We start from the raw sequence: 18,292 nt of genomic DNA, 5'->3' as shown, positions 1-18,292 counted from the left end.
GCTTTTACGACCTCGGGCCTCTCGTTCGGATCACGCCGGGCTCGCGAGGTCCGGCCCGATCCGAACGGAAACCTCTAGGCCTTCTCGGAGCCCGCGTGGTTCTCCTGCGTCTTGAGAAGGTTCTTCGGCGTGCTGCCGGCGTGGTTCTCCAGAGTCGTGATGTCGTCGCTCACGAGGCCCGCGTGGTTCTCCAGCGGCTTGATGGTGCCGTCACCCTTGCTCGGGCTGCCGGCGTGGTTCTCCTGCGTAGTCGCGGCACCGGTCTTGGGCTTCAGTGCGTCGCTCATGCCTGTCAACTCCCAGAGATCTTGCTTGCTCGGTCGGCGGTGCCCGTCCGGCGACTCCCCCGTGGGCCGCCGGACGGGCGTATCAGGGCCGCTCACCCTAGCGGTGTGGCCCCCCGTGCAACCCGTCTGCCCCCCGACGCGACGGATCGATGGGTTAAAGAGTGACGAGTGGCGATAAACGTTCGATGAACGCCGACGGTTCCGTGCCGGTGGCGGTGGCTCAGGCAGTAGTGCTGACCGGGGTGAGCAGGGCCCGTACCTCGTCCGCCTCGGCGGCTCCGAACTGTTCGTGGATGGCCAGTGCCTCGGTCCAGCATGCATGGGCCCGGTCGATCTGGCCGAGGCGTTCGAGCGCGTGTCCCAAAGTAATCAGGACGTTGCCCCGCATCCATTCGCCTCCGATGACCCGCAGGGCCAGCGCCTGTTCCGCGTGCTGAGCCGCCTGCGCGGGGCGCCTGTCGGCCAGATGCGCCTCTGCCATGCGGTAGTGGGTCGAACCCTCCCAGAGCCGTTGCCGGTTCCCCTGGAACACGTGCAGTGCTTCGTCGAGTTCCTTCAGGGCCTCGACCGGCCTTCCGGCCTGGGTGAGCGCGATGCCCAGCGCGAAACGGCCGTTGGCCGTGCGCAGGCTCAGCCCCGTCTCGTCGAAGATGGCTGTGCCCCGCTGGGCGAGCTCGACCGCGCTCGCCGTGCGGTTCATGTTCACGTGGATGCGCGAGAGGTTGCACAGCGCCGACGCCTCACCGACCAGGTTTCCGTCCGCGCGGTAATTGTCTATGGCTTCCTGGAGGAATTTCTCGCCCTCCGCGTGCCGGCCCTGGTAGAACGCGATGATGCCGCGGTCGTTGGGCGCCCAGCACGCCGGGATCGGGTCCTTGGTGCTCTTCGCCAGTGCCATCGCGTGCAGGGCTTCCTCGTCGGCCAGGGCGAAACGGCCGGAGACGAGGTAGACGGTCGACAGCGAGGCGCGGGCCCGTGCCTCGGAGCGAGGGTCGTCGGCGGCCTTCGCCGCGTCGCGCAGGGCCGCGCCCGTGGTCTCGTACTGACGTGAGTTCGCCCCCGACTCCGCCAGGTCCTTGGCTGCGCACAGCAGATCGACGGCCCGCCGCAGCATCCCGCGCGAAGCGCTCTGATGGGCGCAGGCCAGCAGCGAATCGGCCTCGACATACAGCCAGTCCACCGCTTCGTGCCCGTCGGTGAACACGAGCCCCGGGTACTCGGTGGCCACCAGGTGGGCGACAGCGCGGTCCCCCGGCCGCTCCAGCGCGTACACCCCCGCCGCCGTCGCCAGGTAGAAGTCCAGCAGCCGTGACAGCGCCGACTCGCGCTCCTGCGGCGACTGTTCGTCCCGTTCCGCGCAGGAACGCGCGTAGAGGCGCACCAGGTCGTGATAGCGGTAGCGGCCCGGGGCGGCCGACTCCAGGAGGCTGGTGTCGACCAGGGCCTCCAGCAGGTCCTCCGCCGTGTGGGCCTCCAGGTTGAGCAGGGCCGCCGCCGCGTCCAGGGAGATGTCGGGGCCGTCCGCCAGGCCCAGCAGGCGGAAGGCGCGGGCCTGGGCTGGCTCCAGCTGGCCGTAGCCGAGTTCGAAGGTGGCCTTCACCGCGAGGTCGCCGGCCTGGAGTTCGTCCAGGCGGCGGCGTTCGTCGGCGAGTTTGGCGGCCAGGACGGAAACCGTCCAGGTGCGGCGGGCCGACAGGCGGGAGGCGGCGATGCGGATGGCCAGCGGGAGGAAGCCGCAGGCGGCGACCACGTCCAGGGCGGCCTCGCGCTCGGAGTTGATGCGCTCCTCGCCCGCGATGCGGGTGAACAGCTGGAGTGCCTCCTCCGGCGACATCACGTCCAGGTCGACCAGATGGGCGCCGGCCAGGTCGACCATCCGGACGCGGCTGGTGACCAGGGCCGCGCAGCCCGCGGTGCCGGGGAGGAGGGGGCGGATCTGGGCCGCGTCGTGGGCGTTGTCGAGGAGGACCAGGACGCGGCGGCCGTCGAGGGTGGAGCGGTAGAGCGCGGCGCGTTCGTCCAGCGAGTCGGGGATCGCCGAGTCCGCCGTGCCCAGGGCGCGCAGGAACGCGCCGAGCACCGTCTCCGGCTCCGCCGCCCGTGCGCCGGCGCCCTGGAGGTCCACGTACAGCTGGCCGTCCGGGAAGTGCTGGCGCGCCTGGTGGGCCACGTGCACGGCGAGGGTCGTCTTGCCGACGCCGCCGATGCCGGCCAGCGCCGAGACGGCCATGACCGAACCCTCGGCGGTCGCCAGCCGGTCGCCCAGATCGCGTACGAAGGAGGCGCGGCCGGTGAAGTCCGGGACGGTGGCCGGGAGCTGGGCGGGGCGCAGCGGTGCGGGGGCCGGGGCCGGTTCGTCGGCCGGGCGGGCCAGCTCCTCGTCGGCCTGCAGGATGCGCTGCTGGAGCTGGGAGAGTTCGGGGCGCGGGTCGACGCCCAGTTCGTCGGCGAGCAGCCGGCGGGTGTCCGCGTACACCGCGAGCGCCTCCGCCTGGCGGCCGCTGCGGTACAGGGCGACCATGAGGAGTTCGCGCAGCCGTTCGCGCAGCGGGTGCGCGGCGGTGAGCGCGGTCAGTTCGGAGACCGCCTCCGCGTGGCAGCCGACCTCCAGGTCCAGGTCCAGGCGGGTCTCGATGAGCTGGAGCCGCCATTCCTCCAGCCGGGTGCGCTGGTTCTCGGCGTACGGGCCGGGCACGGAGGCCAGGGCCTCGCCGTCCCACAGGCCGAGTGCCTCGTTGAAGAGGGTGCGGGCCTGGCCGCGGTCGCCGCCGGCCCGGGCCTTCTCCGCCTCCGCCGCCAGCTCCTGGGCGGTGGTCAGGTCGAGGGCGTCGCGTCTGGTCCGGATCGCGTACCCGCCGGCGTCGCTGACCAGCGTCTGCGGGTCGAGGACCTTCCGGAGCCGGGAGGCGTACGTGCGTACCGCGGCGAGTGCCTGCGAGGGCGGGTCCTCGCCCCAGATGGCGTCGATGAGTTCGGAGGCGGTGGCGGTGCGTCCGCCGCGCAGGAGCAGCGCGGTCAGCAGGGCGCGCTGCTGCGGCGAACCGGACGGCAGCGTCTCGCCGCCCCGCCAGGCCCGTACCGGGCCGAGCACGGAAAAGCGCAGGCCGGTGCCGTCGGCCGGTCGCTGCCCCGGAGCGCGCTGCTCCGGAACATGCATGCGCGGCCCGTCGTCACGGTCCATTGCTGCCCCCTGCCCTGCTCGCCCCGCCGGTCCTGCCGATCGTGCTGGTGCTGTCTGTTTCGGAATGCCCGCTCATGTGCCGGTCCGGTGCGGGTGGATCCGGATTGCTCGGTACCGCTGGTATCGCGCTCAACAGTCTGCCTTGTCAGGGGCGGGAACGTCAGCAGTGGGTGACGCTCTGCACAAGCCCTCGACAACGATTGCGGAACGGGGGCCGGTACGGATAGCTGACGGTTCGTCAGATCAACGCTACCGTGGAAGGCATGGAGACCTTCCCGAAGATCATCTCGGTGGACGACCACACGGTGGAGCCCGCTCATGTCTGGCGGGACCGGCTCCCGTCCAAGTACCTCGACCGCGGCCCGCGGATCGTTCGCGCACCGCTCAAGGAAATGACCTTCATGGGTGGAAAGTTCGCACCCGTGATGGGTGTGAAGGGTGACGACGGTCCGGTCGGCGACTGGTGGGTGTACGAGGATCTGCACCGCCCGCTCACCCGGCTCGACACCGCGGTCGGCTACGACCGGGACGAGATCAGACTTGAGGTCATCACGTACGAGCAGATGCGCCCGGGTTCGTTCTCGGTCCCCGACCGGCTCGCCGACATGGACGTCAACCACGTCCAGTCCGCCCTCTGCTTCCCCACCTTCCCGCGCTTCTGCGGCCAGACCTTCACCGAAGCGAAGGACCGCGAGCTGGGGCTGCTCGGGGTGCGGGCGTACAACGACTGGATGGTGGAGGAGTGGTGCGGTCCTCAGGCGCGGGGCCGGCTCATCCCGCTCACCCTGATCCCGCTCTGGGACGCCCGGCTGGCCGCGGACGAGGTCCGGCGGAACGCGGCGCGCGGGGTGCGCGCGGTGGCGTTCTCCGAAATACCCCCGCATCTCGGGCTGCCGTCGATTCACACGGACGAGTGGGACCCGTTCCTGCGGGCCTGTGACGAGACGGGCACGGTGATCGCGATGCACATCGGCTCGTCCTCGAAGATGCCGTCCACGTCGGCCGACGCCCCGCCCGCCGTCGGGTCCACCATCACCTTCGCCAACTGCTGCTTCTCCATGGTCGACTGGCTGATGAGCGGCAAGTTCGAACGCTTCCCGAACCTCCGGATCATGTACGCGGAGGGGCAGATCGGCTGGATTCCGTACATCCTGGAACGCGCCGACGTGGTCTGGGAGGAGAACCGGGCCTGGGGCGGCGTCGCCGACAAGGTCCACCGCCCGCCGTCCGAGCTGTTCGCCGAGCATGTCTTCGGCTGCTTCTTCGACGACGCCTTCGGGCTGCGGAATCTGGACGCGATCGGTGTCGGGAACGTCCTGTACGAGACGGACTACCCGCACTCCGACTCCACCTGGCCCAAGTCGCGCGAGGTCGGTGAGGCGCAGATGGGGCATCTGGCCGCCGATGTCGTGGACCGGATCGTGCGCCGCAACGCGATCGACCTGCTGGGGCTGACGGATGACGGGCTGTGGGCGGGGCCCGGGGGAGGGCGATAGGGGAGGGCGAATAGGGGAGGGGGTGCGAAGGAACGTGACCCCCGGAGGCCGGGGCGCCACGTTCCTTCGGTGGGTGCTCCTCGGCCCCGGCCGGCCGGAGGTGGAGGCGGGGTGCGGAAGAACGTGGCACCCGGAGGCCGAGGTGTCACGTTCCTTCCGGCGGCCGGGCCCCACCCTGTGAGCAAGGTGCACGAAGCCTTCCTGTCCGGCCCGCGGGACCTCGGAAGGGTCAGACCCTGGTGACCGGCTCCTGGAGTTCCGTCACCCACTCGTCCCGGTCCTCGGGGCACTCCAGGCTGATCTCGCGGGCGTACCCCGTCGACCGGTAGCCGTTGACGTCGATCCAGCGGGCCAGGGCCTGGGCCGTCGGCAGCACGCCGTCCATCGACCCCCGGTGCACCGCGGTCGCCGCCTCGAACGGGGGCAGCTCGACCACCGTGATCCCGGTGTCCCCGAGCGGGCCGAGCGGGGCGGAGACCGTCATCCCGGCGTGGACGACGACCGCGCCGCCGCCCTCCGGGGCATCCTCGTAATGCGCGATCCCGGGGCCGCTCGGGCTGACGCCCGCCGCGCCCAGCAGCGGGAGGAGCCGGTCGTACAGCGGCCCGATCACCGGAGCGATGTCCTCCGGTTCAAAGCTCGCCGCGGTGCCGGTCAACTCGGCGATCCGTACCGCCGCGACCTTCTTGACCACTACATCGTCCGCAGACATATGTCCCTCGCTCTCGATCGACCGGAGCCTCGCCTCGACCTGCGCCAGCCGCGCGGCTGCCGCCGCCATGGCCTCCTCCAGCTCCGCCCGCCGCAGCCGCAGCATCCCGCGCAGTTCCTCCGTCCCCACCTGCTCGTCGAGGACGGCCCGCACCTGCTGGAGCGTGAAGCCGAGGTCCTTGAGGGCGATGATGCGGTTGAGGCGGGCGAGCTGGGCGGCGCCGTAGAAGCGGTAACCGGTGGCAGGGTCGGTGCGGTCGGGGTGCAGGAGCCCGATGGCGTCGTAGTGGCGCAGCATGCGGGCCGACACCCGTCCGTACCGGGCGAAGTCTCCGATGGTGAACATGATGGCTCCACTGCACTGGTTCACACGGTGTCAAGGTCAAGCGCCGCGGTGTCGTGACGCCGAAGCGCCCCGGTGTCCGCCTTGTGGAAAAGGCAGGAGCCCCGTTCCCCGCCGAAGCGGAGGAGCGGGGCTCCTTGGGTACTGCTAGCCGGCCGCGATCGGCCGACCCGGGCAACTAGGCCGGGGTGACGTTCTCAGCCTGCGGACCCTTGGGTCCCTGAGTGACGTCGAAGTTAACGACCTGGTTCTCCTCGAGGGAGCGGAACCCGGACGCGTTGATCGCGGAGTAGTGAACGAAGACATCCGGGCCGCCGCCGTCCTGGGCGATGAAGCCGAAGCCCTTTTCAGCGTTGAACCACTTGACGGTTCCGGTAGCCATAAGCCCTCCTTGGGCCAAAGGGTTGCCCTGCTCCAGAACCTGCAAACAAGTCTGAAAACTACAAAAGCCTGCGGGTTACATGCTCCGCAGGCTCTGTACTGCAAGGGAAACCAAACTGCAACTTGCGTCGAGCCTAGCACGCAGCGTGTAGGGAAGGGTAGAGGGAAAGATCACTTCACCCGGATGTTTGATTGCCGTGGCGATGACCTGACGAAGTGGGTGTCCCGGAGGGTGTCGTGAAGGCGTCAGGAGGGTGGCTTCGAGGGGTACGGCAAGGGTTCGGTGGACACGCCGGGGGATGGTGCGGGGATGGTGCGGGGGCAACGCCGCGCGTACCCGGTGCCGTCCGCACGACACCGCGGGTCTAGCCTCCCGATGTGGACAATTCAACCGTCTCAACCGTCGCAGACGACGGCCGTCGCAGCAGGCCGCGCGTCGGCCACATCCAGTTCCTGAACTGCCTCCCCCTGTACTGGGGACTGGCGAGGACCGGAACCCTGCTCGACCTGGAGCTCTCGAAGGACACCCCGGAGAAGCTCAGCGAGCAGCTGGTCAGGGGGGATCTGGACATCGGCCCCGTCACGCTGGTCGAGTTCCTCCGCAACGCCGACGACCTGGTCGCCTTCCCGGACATCGCGGTGGGCTGCGACGGGCCCGTCATGTCGTGCGTGATCGTGTCGCAGGTACCGCTGGAGCAGCTGGACCGGGCCCGGGTCGCCCTCGGCTCCACCTCGCGCACCTCCGTGCGCCTGGCCCAGCTGCTGCTCGCCGAGCGGTACGGGGTCAGCCCGGACTACTACGCCTGCCCGCCGGATCTCGGCGTGATGATGCAGGAGGCGGACGCCGCCGTGCTGATCGGCGACGCCGCGCTGCGCGCCAACCTGCACGACGCGCCCCGGCTCGGCCTCCAGGTCCACGACCTGGGCCAGATGTGGAAGGACTGGACGGGACTGCCGTTCGTCTTCGCGGTCTGGGCGGCCCGTAAGGACTACCTGGCGGCCGAGCCCCACCATGTGAGCAAGGTGCACGAAGCCTTCCTGGCCTCGCGGGACGTCTCCCTGGAGGAGGTCACCAAGGTCGCGGAGCAGGCGGCGCGCTGGGAGGCCTTCGACGCGGAGGTGCTGGAGCGGTACTTCACGACCCTGGACTTCCGCTTCGGCCCGGACCAGCTGGCGGGCGTACAGGAGTTCGCGCGCCGGGTCGGTCCGACGACCGGCTTCCCGGCGGACGTGAAGGTCGAGCTGCTCGGCGGCTGACCGGACGGCGGGGCGGGGCGGGACAAGGTGGGGCGGGGCGGGACGGGTGCTGGGTGTGCCGGACACCGGAATGGGCCGGGAGCCGGAATATAGGTGAATTCCGTACCTCCGGTCGGATACCGCTTCCCGCCCCTTCTCCCGGCCCTTACTCCTTCGCCGGTCTTCTCCGGTTCTTCTCCGGCTCTTCTCCGCTCCTTCTCCCGGCCCGGCTATCGAATCGATTCGGGTTAATACGCACCGAATAGTCGATTCCCGGATGGTGTCCGGGGTGAGTCCTGGTCGTGTACCGGAATCGCTCGAGTGAACGACGCATTCACGCCTTTTGTTGGATCGAAAGCCGTTGTTCGTTCCCTTGGGGGTGAAATCGGCGGATGGTTTCCCCTGTGCCCCGATGACCTTCGCCGCCTAGGCTTCGGTCGGAGGTCCGGCCGGTCCACAGGGGGAGTCCACATATGCAGCCGCTGGAAGCCGGCGAACCGCTGACCATCGGTGCCTACCGATTGCTCGGCAGGCTCGGTGCGGGCGGCATGGGCCGGGTCTATCTGGGGCGCAGCGCGGGCGGTCGCACGGTCGCGGTCAAGGTCGTGCACCCCCACTTCGCCCTCGACGAGCAGTTCCGGGCCCGCTTCCGGCGCGAAGTGGACGCGGCCCGGCGGATCGGGGCGCAGTGGACGGCGCCGGTCCTGGACGCCGACCCGGACGCGCCCATTCCGTGGGTCGCCACCGGCTACGTGGCCGGGCCGCCGCTCTCCGCCGCGGTCGCCGAGCACGGGCCGCTGCCCGAGCACGCGGTGCGGACGCTGGGCGCCGGACTGGGGGAGGCCCTCGCGGCGGTGCACGCCCAGGACCTCATCCACCGTGATGTGAAGCCGTCCAACGTGCTGCTCGCCCTCGACGGCCCCCGGCTCATCGACTTCGGCATCGCCCACGCCATCGGTGCCACCGCCTCGCTCACCTCCACCGGGGTCTCGGTCGGCTCGCCCGGATACATGGCACCGGAGCAGATCCGGGGCGTGGAGATCTCGGGTGCGGCCGACGTCTTCTCGCTCGGCGCGGTGCTCGCGTACGCGGCGACCGGTGCCGCCCCCTTCCTCGGCGACTCCTCGGCCGTGCTGCTCTACAAGGTGGTGCACGAGGAGCCCGAGCTGGGAGAGCTGGACGGGGAGCTGCGGGAGATCGTCACCGGATGCCTGGAGAAGGATCCGGAGGACCGGCCGACCCCGACGGAGCTCGCCCGGCGGCTGGCACCGGGCGGAGCGGCCACGCTGGTGGCGGCGGGCTGGCTGCCCGGCCCCCTGGTGCGCGAGGTCAGCCGGGCCGCGGTCGCGCTGCTGGACCTGGAGCCGCAGGACGCGCCGGTGCAGTCGGGGCCGGTGCCGTTCAGCGGTGCGGCGTGGGGCGCCGGCGGCGCCCACGGTGCGGAGGGCGGGAACGGCCCGGACGGCGCGGGCGGCGCGGGTGGAGCGGGCGGTGGGTTCGGCCCGCCGTTCGAGTCGTCCCCGTCGCACGGACCGGCCCGGCCGCCCCGGCCGGACGCGCCGCCCTCCTGGCCCGCGAGCGCCGGGACGGCCGGCGCGGCCGGGCCGTCGGGATCATCCGGGCCGTCGGGATCATCCGGGCCGTCGGGATCATCCGGGCCGTCGGGATCATCCGGGCCCGCCGGGTCGTCCGGGTCGTCCGGGCAGCGGACACCGGACGCCCGTTTCTCCGTCACCGTCGGCGCGGACTCCGGCCCGGACCGCCCCGATGCACACCGCGGCCGACGGCTGAGCTGCACCGTCGCCCTCGCCGTGGCGGGCGCGCTCGCCGCCGTGACCGTGGGCAGCGCGTTCCTCTTCGACCTGATGCCGGGCGGCGGTGACCGGAACAACGCCGAGGGCGGCGCTGTCAGCAACACCCCGACGGCCACCACACCCTCCGCGAAACCCTCGCTGCCCACCGGTTCGGGCACGGGTGGCGCCGATGGCGCGGGCCAGGTCACCGAGGTCCCGAAGGAGTTCATCGGTACCTGGAAGGGCCCGCTCACCGAGAAGACCAACGGGCAGTCACACGGCACGCTCACCGCCGTGTTCACCGCCGGGAAGAAGGGCGCGGACGTGGTCCGTATGACCACGGAGGTCTCCGCTCTCGGACTGACCGTCCGCTGCAACAGCGTCGCCCGCCTCTCCTCCGGCACGGAGAAGGAACTGACGCTCCGGGAACGAGCCGATCCCACGCGCCCCGGCGACCCGACCCTCTGCACGTCCACCACCGCCGATGTCCACTTCACACGGGCCGCCGACGGGACCCTCGGCTTCCGGTCCGAGGAGAGGGCGGGGGGGCTCCCGTACGGGACGCTCAGCCGGTCCGGCAGCTGACGCCGACAGGGGCTGGCGTAGGGTGAACCGGTCCGTAGATCCGTTGAAAAACCGCCGAAAGGTGACAGCCCGGTGACCGAGAAGGCCGACCTTCAGCCCATCCTCGACCGAGCCGCCGAGGGCGGTCGGATCACTCCGGAGGAGGCGCTCGACCTCTACCGGTCGGCGCCGCTGCACGCGCTGGGCGCGGCCGCCGACGCCGTACGCCGACGCCGTTACGCCGGTACGGAGCACATCGCGACGTACATCATCGAGCGCAACATCAACTACACGAACGTGTGCGTCACGGCCTGCAAGTTCTGCGCCTTCTACGCCGCGCCCAAGGACACCGCCAAGGGCTGGACCCGCGATCTCGACGACATCCTGCGCCGTTGCGCGGAGACCGTCGAACTCGGCGGCACGCAGATCATGTTCCAGGGCGGACACCACCCGGACTACGGCGTCGAGTACTACGAGGAGCACTTCTCCGCCATCAAGAAGGCGTACCCGCAGCTGGTCATCCACTCGCTGGGCGCCTCCGAGGTCGAGCACATGGCCCGGATCTCCGGGGTCTCCGTGGAGGAAGCCATCCAGCGCATCCACGCCGCCGGTCTCGACTCCTTCGCGGGCGCGGGCGCCGAGCTGCTCCCGGCCCGGCCGCGCCAGGCGATCGCCCCGCTCAAGGAGTCCGGGGAGCGCTGGCTGGAGATCATGGAGGCAGCGCACCGCCTCGGTGTCGAGTCCACCTCCACCATGCTGATGGGCACCGGCGAGACCAACGCCGAGCGCATCGAGCACCTGCGGATGATCCGCGACGCACAGGACCGGACGGGCGGCTTCCGCGCCTTCATCCCGTACACGTACCAGCCCGAGAACAACAAGCTGAAGGGCCGGACGCAGGCCACGCTCTTCGAGTACCTGCGGATGATCGCCATCGCCCGGATCTTCCTGGACAACGTCGCGCACATCCAGGGTTCCTGGCTGACCACCGGCAAGGAGGTCGGCCAGCTGTCCCTGCACTACGGCGCCGACGACCTCGGCTCGATCATGCTGGAGGAGAACGTCGTCTCCTCGGCCGGTGCCAGGCACCGCTCCAACCGCCTCGAAATCATCGACCTCATCCGCAAGGCGGGCCGGGTCCCGGCGCAGCGCGCCACGACGTACGAGCACCTCGTCGTGCACGACGACCCGGCGAACGACCCGGTCGACGAGCGAGTGGTCTCGCACATCTCGTCCACCGCGATCGAGGGCGGCACGGCACACCCGGAGCTGAAGCTCCTCGACGCCAACTAGCCCGCCGGTGCTGACGATTCACACCGCCGACGCGGTGCACGGAGCCCCGGACGGGGTGGACTCCGTGGCCGTGGACGGCGGCGTGGTCGTCGCCGTCGGCGCGTACGCGGGGCTGATCGCCGACCTTCCGCGGGCCCGGATCCGGCGGTGGTCCGGCCTGATCACCCCGGGACTGCTGAACGCCGGGGCCCCGGCGCTGCTGGAGGCCGCCTACCACCCGGATCCGCGCGAGGCGGACGCGCTCGGCGGCGAACCGCTCACCGGCGACGCCCTCACCGCACTCGCCATGGACGACGCCCGCTGGGGCGCGAGTGCCCGGCGCGGGCTGCAACGCATGCTGCGGCACGGCACGACCGCCGTCCGTGGCCCCTTCACCCGCCCCGCCGTACGCACCGCGGTCGCCCGCTCGGGACTGCGCGTCCACGCGCCGGGCCCGGCGGCCGAACCCGTCTCGCTCGACCCGCTGGCGTCCGTCCCGGATCCGGCCGACGCGTTCGCGGCGGCCCTGGCCGTCGGCGGACCCGCGGATCTGGCGGTGTTCGCGGTACGTGACCCGGCGGCGCTGCGCACCGCGGGCGCCGGGAGCTGCACGGCGACGGTGCTCGGCGGACGGCTGGTCTTCCGCCTCAGCTGAGACCGGGGCCGTCAGCGAGACCGCGGCTGTCAGTGAGGCCGGGGCCGTCACGGTACCGACGGGCCGCTCAGGTAGCGGCCCTCGGCGTCGTACGGCCAGGCGTTGGAGACGCACCCCTTCAGACCGTAGATCTGCTGCATCATCGCGGGGGCGGGGCGGCCCTTGCCGGGACAGGTCTCGTGACCGTGACCCAGCCAGTGTCCGACCTCGTGGTTGATGATGAGGGCCCGGTAGTCGGCGAGCGGGCCGTGGAATTCGGGCGATCCCTGCTGCCAGCGCTTGAGGTTGACCATGACGTCGGTGCCGACCCGGCAGTTGACCTCGCCATGGGTGTCGAGGCCGCTCTGCCCGCAGATGGCGTCGGTGGTCCGGGGGGTGGCGATCCGTACGACCAGTCCCGCCGGACCTTCGGCGACCTGGCGGAAGGTGTGCTCGCCATGGTGCGACCAGCCCCGCGGCGCGGCGAGGATGCGGGCGATCTCGGCGGCGGCCCGGTCGGGGTCGACGCCCGAACCGTCCTCCACCTCGACCCGGTAGGCATTGTCCTTGCTCTTGCTCTTGCCCTTGTCGGCGCCCGGGGCGTTCTTGTCGGCACCCGAGGGCTTCGAGGCGCCCGCGCGGGCGACGGTGAATGTGCCGATACCCGCCGCCGGGCTCCCGGACGCGGACGGCCCGGCCGCCTTCTCGGTACCGCCGGTGTCCGACCGGTTCCCCGCCAGCGCGACGGCGGCGCAGACCAGTGCCACCGGGACGACAACGGCGACCATCAGCCGTTTCCCGCCGCCCTCCGGCCGGAACCGCCGGCGCGCACCTTGTGCGGACATCTGGTCCCCCCTGGTTCCTGATGGCTCTGTGCTCCCCCTTGTACTGACTGCTGGTGGACCCGATCGGTTTCATCCGTCCGGGCGCGAGTCACGACCGGCGCGAAGCACCGCGGACCGGGCTGCTTGAATGGGTGGGTGACCCGAGCCTCCCTGGACAAGCAGCCGCACGAAGTCGCCTCGATGTTCGACGACGTGGCGGCGAACTACGACCTCACCAACGATGTGCTGTCGCTCGGCCAGGCCCGGCTGTGGCGCAAGGAGGTCGCGAAGGCGGTGCACGCCCGCCCTGCGGAGAAGGTTCTCGATCTGGCCGCGGGCACGGCGACGTCGTCGCTGCCCTTCGCCGCGACGGGCGCGTACGTCGTGCCCTGCGACTTCTCCCTCGGCATGCTGCAGGAGGGCAAGAAGCGCAATTCCTGGCTGCCCTTCACCGCGGGCGACGCCACCCGGCTGCCGTTCCGCGACGAGACCTTCGACGCGGTGACGATCTCCTTCGGGCTGCGCAATGTCCAGGACACGGACGCGGCGCTGCGCGAGCTGTACCGGGTGACCAAGCCGGGCGGCCGGGTGGTGATCTGCGAGTTCTCGCACCCGACGTGGACACCCTTCCGCACGGTGTACACCGAGTACCTGATGCGGGCCCTGCCGCCGGTCGCGCGCGCGGTGTCGTCCAACCCGGACGCGTACGTCTATCTCGCCGAATCGATCCGCGCCTGGCCCGACCAGGCCGGGCTCGCGGCGAAGCTCCAGCGGGCCGGCTGGTCGAAGGTCGCCTGGCGCAACCTCACCGGCGGCGTGGTGGCGCTGCACCGGGGCGTACGTCCCTGAAGCAGCGCTCCCTGACTCCCCGGTCGACGGGAACCGGGAGGCGGGACGGGGCAGTTCCGCTCCCTCCGTGCACTGCCGTACGGAGGGGCGGCAAAGGGCCCGGCCGACATCGGGGAGCCCTTCGGAAGGTTGTCCGGCGGGCCCCATAGACTGCATGGGACAGGTGCCGCGCGGCACGCGATTTCGAGCCTTCGGGAGATCCGACCGTGACCGAGCCCCTCTCCGGACACAGTGCGGATGTGATCGTCGTCGGGGCAGGCCCGGCCGGATCCACGACCGCGTACTACCTCGCCAAGGCCGGGCTGGACGTCCTGCTCCTGGAGAAGACGGCCTTCCCCCGGGAGAAGGTCTGCGGCGACGGCCTCACCCCGCGCGCCACCAAGCAGCTCGTCTCCATGGGCATCGACATCTCCGAAGAGGCCGGCTGGCTGCGCAACAAGGGGCTGCGCATCATCGGCGGCGGCGTGCGTCTCCAGCTGGACTGGCCGGATCTCGCCTCGTACCCGGACTACGGGCTGGTCCGCAAGCGCGACGACTTCGACGAGCAACTGGCCCGCCAGGCGCAGAAGGCGGGCGCCCGGCTGTACGAGCGCTGCAATGTCGGCGCCCCGATCGTCGACGACCGCACCGGCCGGATCACCGGCGTCCACGCGAAGCTCGGCGAGGAGAAGACCCCGGTCACCTTCCACGCCCCGCTCGTCGTCGCGGCCGACGGCAACTCCACCCGGCTGTCACTGGCCATGGGCCTGCACCGCCGCGAGGACCGCCCGATGGGCGTGGCCGTGCGTACGTACTTCACCTCGCCCCGCCACGACGACGACTACCTGGAGTCGTGGCTGGAGCTGTGGGACCGCCGCGGCCCCCAGGACCGGCTGCTGCCCGGCTACGGCTGGATCTTCGGCATGGGCGACGGCACGTCCAACGTCGGCCTCGGCATCCTCAACTCCTCCTCCGCCTTCAAGGAGCTGGACTGGCGCGAGGTCCTCAAGGCGTGGTGCGCCTCGATGCCGGCGGACTGGGGCTACACCCCGGAGAACATGACGGGCCCGATCCGAGGTGCCGCCCTCCCGATGGCCTTCAACCGCCAGCCGCACTACACCAAGGGCCTGCTGCTCGTCGGTGACGCGGGCGGCATGGTCAACCCGTTCAACGGCGAAGGCATCGCGTACGCCATGGAGTCGGGCCAGATCGCCGCGGACGTCATCGTCCAGGCCCACGCCCGCGCGACCCCGGCCCAGCGCGAACTGGCCCTCACCAACTACCCGAAGGTCCTCAAGGAGACCTACGGCGGCTACTACACGATGGGCCGCGCCTTCGTGAAGCTGATCGGCAACCCGAAGATCATGAAGGTCGCCACCCAGCGTGGTCTGACGCACCCCCTGCTGATGAAGTTCACCCTGAAGATGCTCGCCAACCTGACCGACCCCACGGGCGGCGACGCGATGGACCGGATCATCAATGGCCTGTCGAAGGTGGCCCCGAAGGCCTGATCCGGTGACCGGCCGGGGGAAGGCGACTTGTCGAGGCCGGCCATTCCGGACGGCGGGGCGTCAGCGGCGCCCCGCCCTCCCCGGCGGTTGCTTGGTGCAGTCGATCGTGTCCCACCCCATGCCGCCCTGCTGGGGCGCTCCCGCGTACGTGCACGTGCCGAACTCCGTGATCGCCAGCGGCTTGCCCCAGCGCGGGTACCGGCGCAGCTCGCGCACATAGTCCGCGCGGTTGGGGAAGTACGAGTAGTAGTCGATGCCCACGATGTCGAACAGGTCCCAGTCGACCTCGTCGTTCTGCGCGGCCGCGTACGACAGCTTGCCGCCGAAGACCGACCGTCCGACCGTGGCGGCCCGTTCCGTGAACGCGGACAGGCGGCGCATCATCTGCTCCGGGTCGTAGGTGCCGGCCATCAGATTGCGGATTCGTTCCTGTGCGTTGTCGCCGGGCACGATGCCCGGTACGAACAGCCAGAACTCGCATCCCACGCTCAGGGCGGCCCGCGCGCCCTGGCGGCGCAACTGCTCCAGGTGCCGGCCGGTCTCCGCGAGGTGGTCGAGGATCTCCGACGCGGGGCGGTCGCCCAGGGTCGGCTGGAGCCAGATGTGCAGGCCGCGCTCGGCGGTCTCCGACGCGGTGGCGTTGAGACGGTCGACGCCGTCGCCCGTCACCTCGATCGATGTGGCGTGCAGGTCGTCCTTGACGGCACGGAGATCCGCGCGCATGCGGGCGGTGCTCCACGCGGTGCCGGGGGTCTCACCCGCGCCGATCGTGTAGCAGATCCCCCGATGCGTCAGCCCCTTGCCGTTACCGCCTCCGTCCCGTCGGCCGGTTGCGGCGGCCGAGGCGGGGGCGCCGGCCAGGAGCGGTCCGGTGGCCGCCGCGGCCCCGATCGCCCCGGCCCCGGCCAGGAACCTCGCCCGGCTGATTTCCCTGCTGCGCTCGTCGCGATGCACTCTGGCTCCCCTGATGCTCGGCGGTTCGTGTGGTGCTGCCAGTCTGCTGAGCGGGTGCGGGTGCGGGCGTCCCCCGAAAGTCTGCGGGTGCGCGACCAAGGGATGAACCGGGCGTGCGGAACGGAGACTTAGGTAAGGCAGACGCTACTACGTCGGGCGATTGCCCTGAGTACTTGGAGCGCTTCAGGTCGTCCGGCACGCGCCACAAACGGCAATGCCCCCACCGATGGGGCGAATTCGAGGGGGCATTGCCGCATTCATTACCTTGGCTGCTGGGCGTAGTCGGCCGGCGTCGGCGAGAAGAGTTGCCCCTCCCTTACGGGCGCGAGCTTGCCGGTACGCGGATCGGCGATGTAGCCCTGCTGTCCTGTGGAGAGCGGCACCACTCGGCCCTCTGGACTTACGAACCGTTCCTAGCCAGTGTGCATGAGTGGGTCCTGGACCCACTGATGTGTGCTGGGCGCGTCCCGAACGGTGTTGGATGCGCTGGGTTGCCGCTTTCTCGTCCCGTTCGGCGGCACGTCTTTGGGGGCGTGGTCCGTGGCGGGTGGGCGGGTTCCCTCACGCCCCCGGGTGCCTGGTCCGGCCTGGGCGGTCCGATGCCCCGCACGATCTCTCCGGTCGTGTGGGGGCGGTGCCGTCCGACGCCGGACCGGGTGTCCGAGGGCGCGTCGTCCGATCGCGATGCCGGCGGCATCATGACGGGACATTCTGCGGTGCGGGGTGGCCAGTGGCTTCTGCCAGTGCTGGGCCCCCCACACGCTGGTGTAGGCGGGGTCGACCGCGACAATGCTCAGGCCCTGCTCCGCGGCCATGGAGACCAGCCGGGCCTTGAGCTTGCCGGTCGGGATGCCGGAGATCAGCTGCCTGAACCGCTTCCTGCGGCCGTGTTTCTCGCGGGTCTTCTCGGTGGTGAAGTCGAGGTCCTCGATGGCGATCGCACCCGCACCGGTTTGTCTGGCCCAGTGCAGGAGCTGGGTCAGCGCGTGGCGGATCCGGGCGTCGCGGTGGGCGGTGGTGCCGGACAGGTCGTAGAAGAAGCGCCGGGGCTCGCCGGTGGGGTTGCCGTGCGGGTCGAGGTGGTAGGCGGCGAAGTGGTCGGCGTTGGTGTCGACGCCGATCATGCCCCGGGCGCGGGCGGTGGCCAGCGGGATCGTCTGGACGACGGGGCGTTGCCAGGACGCGGTGAGGTACCAGCGGCCACGGCCGGTGTCGAGGTGGATGCGGTAGGCGACGGCCCGGTTCGCGGTGACGCGGTCGGCCCACTCCACGCCCCGGTGCGCAAACCTTACGGTCGAGGCGAGGGTGTACCGGCCGTGCTTGGTGTTGGCCAGGTGGGAGAGCGGGGCAGGCAGCTTGATCGATACTTCGCCGTCCGGGGTGACGCGGATCGTCTCGTTCCCGAACCGCTTCCCGGACTCACCGTCGGCGGCGATGAACCAGCGCTCCGCCTCCCAGCGCTCCCGCCACTGCTCCTCGGTGAGGTGGGCGTCGGCGAGGTGGTGGCGGGTGTTGAGAAGACGTTTGCCGCCCCGCACGACCCGGACCCGCCCGGCCTGCCGGTCACGGACCGCAGCATCATGCCGGGCTTCCAGCGCCGTGAGACGGCGGGACTTGTGGAACCACTCACCCCTGGACCGGTAACCACCCGGGGCCCGCTTCGTTCCCGGCGCGCCGAGGGGAAGGGACAGGCGGTGCCGCAGCGTCCTGATCCCGGCCTCCAGCGTCTGGACGTGCGCCGCCTGGCAACGCCGCGCCAGCGCCCACTGATCATGGGTGGCCTTGGTGATCGCACCGGCGATCCGCGACGACGACCGGGCGGTCAGGTCCCGCTTGCGCGACGCCCAGGTCTCCTTGCTGTGCTCCAGTCCATCCGCACAACGGGCCCTGAGGTCACGGGAAGCCAGACGGCCCTGGTGCTCACCGACCGCACGCAGAACCTCCTCGTCCCAGGGCGTGAGGTGCTTGAGACGGTCCCGGACCGCCACCCCGCACGGCCCGGCCACCACGAACGGCGCCGCCAACTCCCGCACACCACCCACCACAACACCCCCTCCCCCAAGACCGGACACCCGCTACCCAGCCCAACGAGCACCAGCCCCCAAGGTCACCCATTCGACCCCAGAACCCCCGTTCCCACCCCACAAACCCGCCACCAGGACCCACCCCTGCTCACCACAACTCACTTCAACACAACAAACCAACAGCAGCTCACACCCCTCAGCATAGGGGCGCAAACCCGGTGGCCGGGCAAGGCGGGCGCGGGTTCGGCATTCG

The 18,292-nt window shown here is 70.9% G+C and carries 14 protein-coding genes and 1 pseudogene; 7 read left to right on the top strand and 8 right to left on the bottom strand.

Annotated elements, in window-relative coordinates; all coding sequences use genetic code 11:
- Positions 1-74 precede the first annotated feature (74 nt).
- Both ACF08M_RS09745 and ACF08M_RS09740 read right to left on the bottom strand, forming a co-directional pair.
- Positions 75-287, bottom strand: coding sequence for a hypothetical protein (locus ACF08M_RS09745; RefSeq protein WP_392184679.1), 213 nt, complete (start codon positions 285-287; stop codon positions 75-77).
- 220 nt (positions 288-507) lie between these two features.
- Positions 508-3,468 carry a BTAD domain-containing putative transcriptional regulator gene (locus tag ACF08M_RS09740; protein WP_392184678.1) on the bottom strand — a complete coding sequence of 987 codons (2,961 nt, stop codon included), beginning with the start codon at positions 3,466-3,468 and terminating at the stop codon, positions 508-510.
- Positions 3,469-3,731: 263 nt separating this feature from the next.
- Here ACF08M_RS09740 and ACF08M_RS09735 point away from each other — a divergent pair, with 263 nt between their 5' ends.
- On the top strand, positions 3,732-4,964 hold the full coding sequence (locus tag ACF08M_RS09735; RefSeq protein WP_392184677.1) for an amidohydrolase family protein: 1,233 nt from the start codon (positions 3,732-3,734) through the stop codon (positions 4,962-4,964).
- Between the two features lie 229 nt (positions 4,965-5,193).
- On the opposite strand, the gene ACF08M_RS09730 is transcribed toward ACF08M_RS09735, so the two are convergent.
- Both ACF08M_RS09730 and ACF08M_RS09725 read right to left on the bottom strand, forming a co-directional pair.
- On the bottom strand, positions 5,194-6,021 hold the full coding sequence (locus ACF08M_RS09730) for a MerR family transcriptional regulator (protein WP_392184676.1): 828 nt from the start codon (positions 6,019-6,021) through the stop codon (positions 5,194-5,196).
- Positions 6,022-6,196: 175 nt separating this feature from the next.
- A complete protein-coding gene (locus ACF08M_RS09725) occupies positions 6,197-6,400 on the bottom strand; it encodes a cold-shock protein (protein WP_003967102.1) in 204 nt (67 codons plus the stop codon).
- A gap of 377 nt (positions 6,401-6,777) precedes the next feature.
- On the opposite strand from ACF08M_RS09725, the gene ACF08M_RS09720 reads away from it, so the two are divergent.
- The 4 genes from ACF08M_RS09720 (at position 6,778) to ACF08M_RS09705 (ending at position 11,919) form a co-directional block, all read left to right on the top strand.
- Positions 6,778-7,656 carry a menaquinone biosynthetic enzyme MqnA/MqnD family protein gene (locus tag ACF08M_RS09720; RefSeq protein ID WP_392184675.1) on the top strand — a complete coding sequence of 293 codons (879 nt, stop codon included), beginning with the start codon at positions 6,778-6,780 and terminating at the stop codon, positions 7,654-7,656.
- A 452-nt stretch (positions 7,657-8,108) separates the two neighbouring features.
- Positions 8,109-10,013, top strand: coding sequence for a serine/threonine-protein kinase (locus tag ACF08M_RS09715; RefSeq protein ID WP_392184674.1), 1,905 nt, complete (start codon positions 8,109-8,111; stop codon positions 10,011-10,013).
- A gap of 72 nt (positions 10,014-10,085) precedes the next feature.
- Complete coding sequence (mqnC, locus tag ACF08M_RS09710) at positions 10,086-11,285, top strand: cyclic dehypoxanthinyl futalosine synthase (protein WP_392184673.1); 1,200 nt, start codon at positions 10,086-10,088, stop codon at positions 11,283-11,285.
- 7 nt (positions 11,286-11,292) lie between these two features.
- The gene (locus ACF08M_RS09705) at positions 11,293-11,919 is read left to right on the top strand and encodes a hypothetical protein (protein WP_392184672.1); all 627 of its coding nucleotides are present in this window, start codon (positions 11,293-11,295) and stop codon (positions 11,917-11,919) included.
- A 47-nt stretch (positions 11,920-11,966) separates the two neighbouring features.
- On the opposite strand, the gene ACF08M_RS09700 is transcribed toward ACF08M_RS09705, so the two are convergent.
- On the bottom strand, positions 11,967-12,743 hold the full coding sequence (locus ACF08M_RS09700) for a DUF3152 domain-containing protein (protein ID WP_392184671.1): 777 nt from the start codon (positions 12,741-12,743) through the stop codon (positions 11,967-11,969).
- Positions 12,744-12,878: 135 nt separating this feature from the next.
- Between ACF08M_RS09700 and ACF08M_RS09695 the strand changes: the two genes are divergently transcribed.
- Together ACF08M_RS09695 and ACF08M_RS09690 are read left to right on the top strand one after the other, a co-directional pair.
- Positions 12,879-13,571, top strand: a complete 693-nt coding sequence (locus ACF08M_RS09695) for a demethylmenaquinone methyltransferase (protein ID WP_392184670.1) — start codon at positions 12,879-12,881, stop codon at positions 13,569-13,571.
- A 206-nt stretch (positions 13,572-13,777) separates the two neighbouring features.
- Positions 13,778-15,061 (top strand): geranylgeranyl reductase family protein, encoded by a 1,284-nt coding sequence (locus ACF08M_RS09690; protein WP_392184669.1) that lies wholly within the window; start codon positions 13,778-13,780, stop codon positions 15,059-15,061.
- Positions 15,062-15,142: 81 nt separating this feature from the next.
- On the opposite strand, the pseudogene ACF08M_RS09685 reads toward ACF08M_RS09690, so the two are convergent.
- The 3 genes and pseudogenes from ACF08M_RS09685 to ACF08M_RS09675 form a co-directional block, all read right to left on the bottom strand.
- A pseudogene (locus ACF08M_RS09685) lies at positions 15,143-15,988 on the bottom strand (abortive phage infection protein); the annotation flags it as partial.
- A gap of 287 nt (positions 15,989-16,275) precedes the next feature.
- The gene (locus ACF08M_RS09680; RefSeq protein ID WP_392184668.1) at positions 16,276-16,398 is read right to left on the bottom strand and encodes a hypothetical protein; all 123 of its coding nucleotides are present in this window, start codon (positions 16,396-16,398) and stop codon (positions 16,276-16,278) included.
- A gap of 30 nt (positions 16,399-16,428) precedes the next feature.
- Positions 16,429-18,057 (bottom strand): IS200/IS605 family accessory protein TnpB-related protein, encoded by a 1,629-nt coding sequence (locus ACF08M_RS09675; RefSeq protein ID WP_392184810.1) that lies wholly within the window; start codon positions 18,055-18,057, stop codon positions 16,429-16,431.
- Between the last annotated feature and the right edge of the window lie 235 nt (positions 18,058-18,292).

The sequence above is a fragment of the Streptomyces sp. NPDC015032 genome (genome assembly GCF_043080425.1).
In the GTDB taxonomy this organism is placed as follows: domain Bacteria; phylum Actinomycetota; class Actinomycetes; order Streptomycetales; family Streptomycetaceae; genus Streptomyces.
Note: the sequence above shows the minus strand (reverse complement) of the source record. Positions and strands in the feature narration are given on the sequence as shown.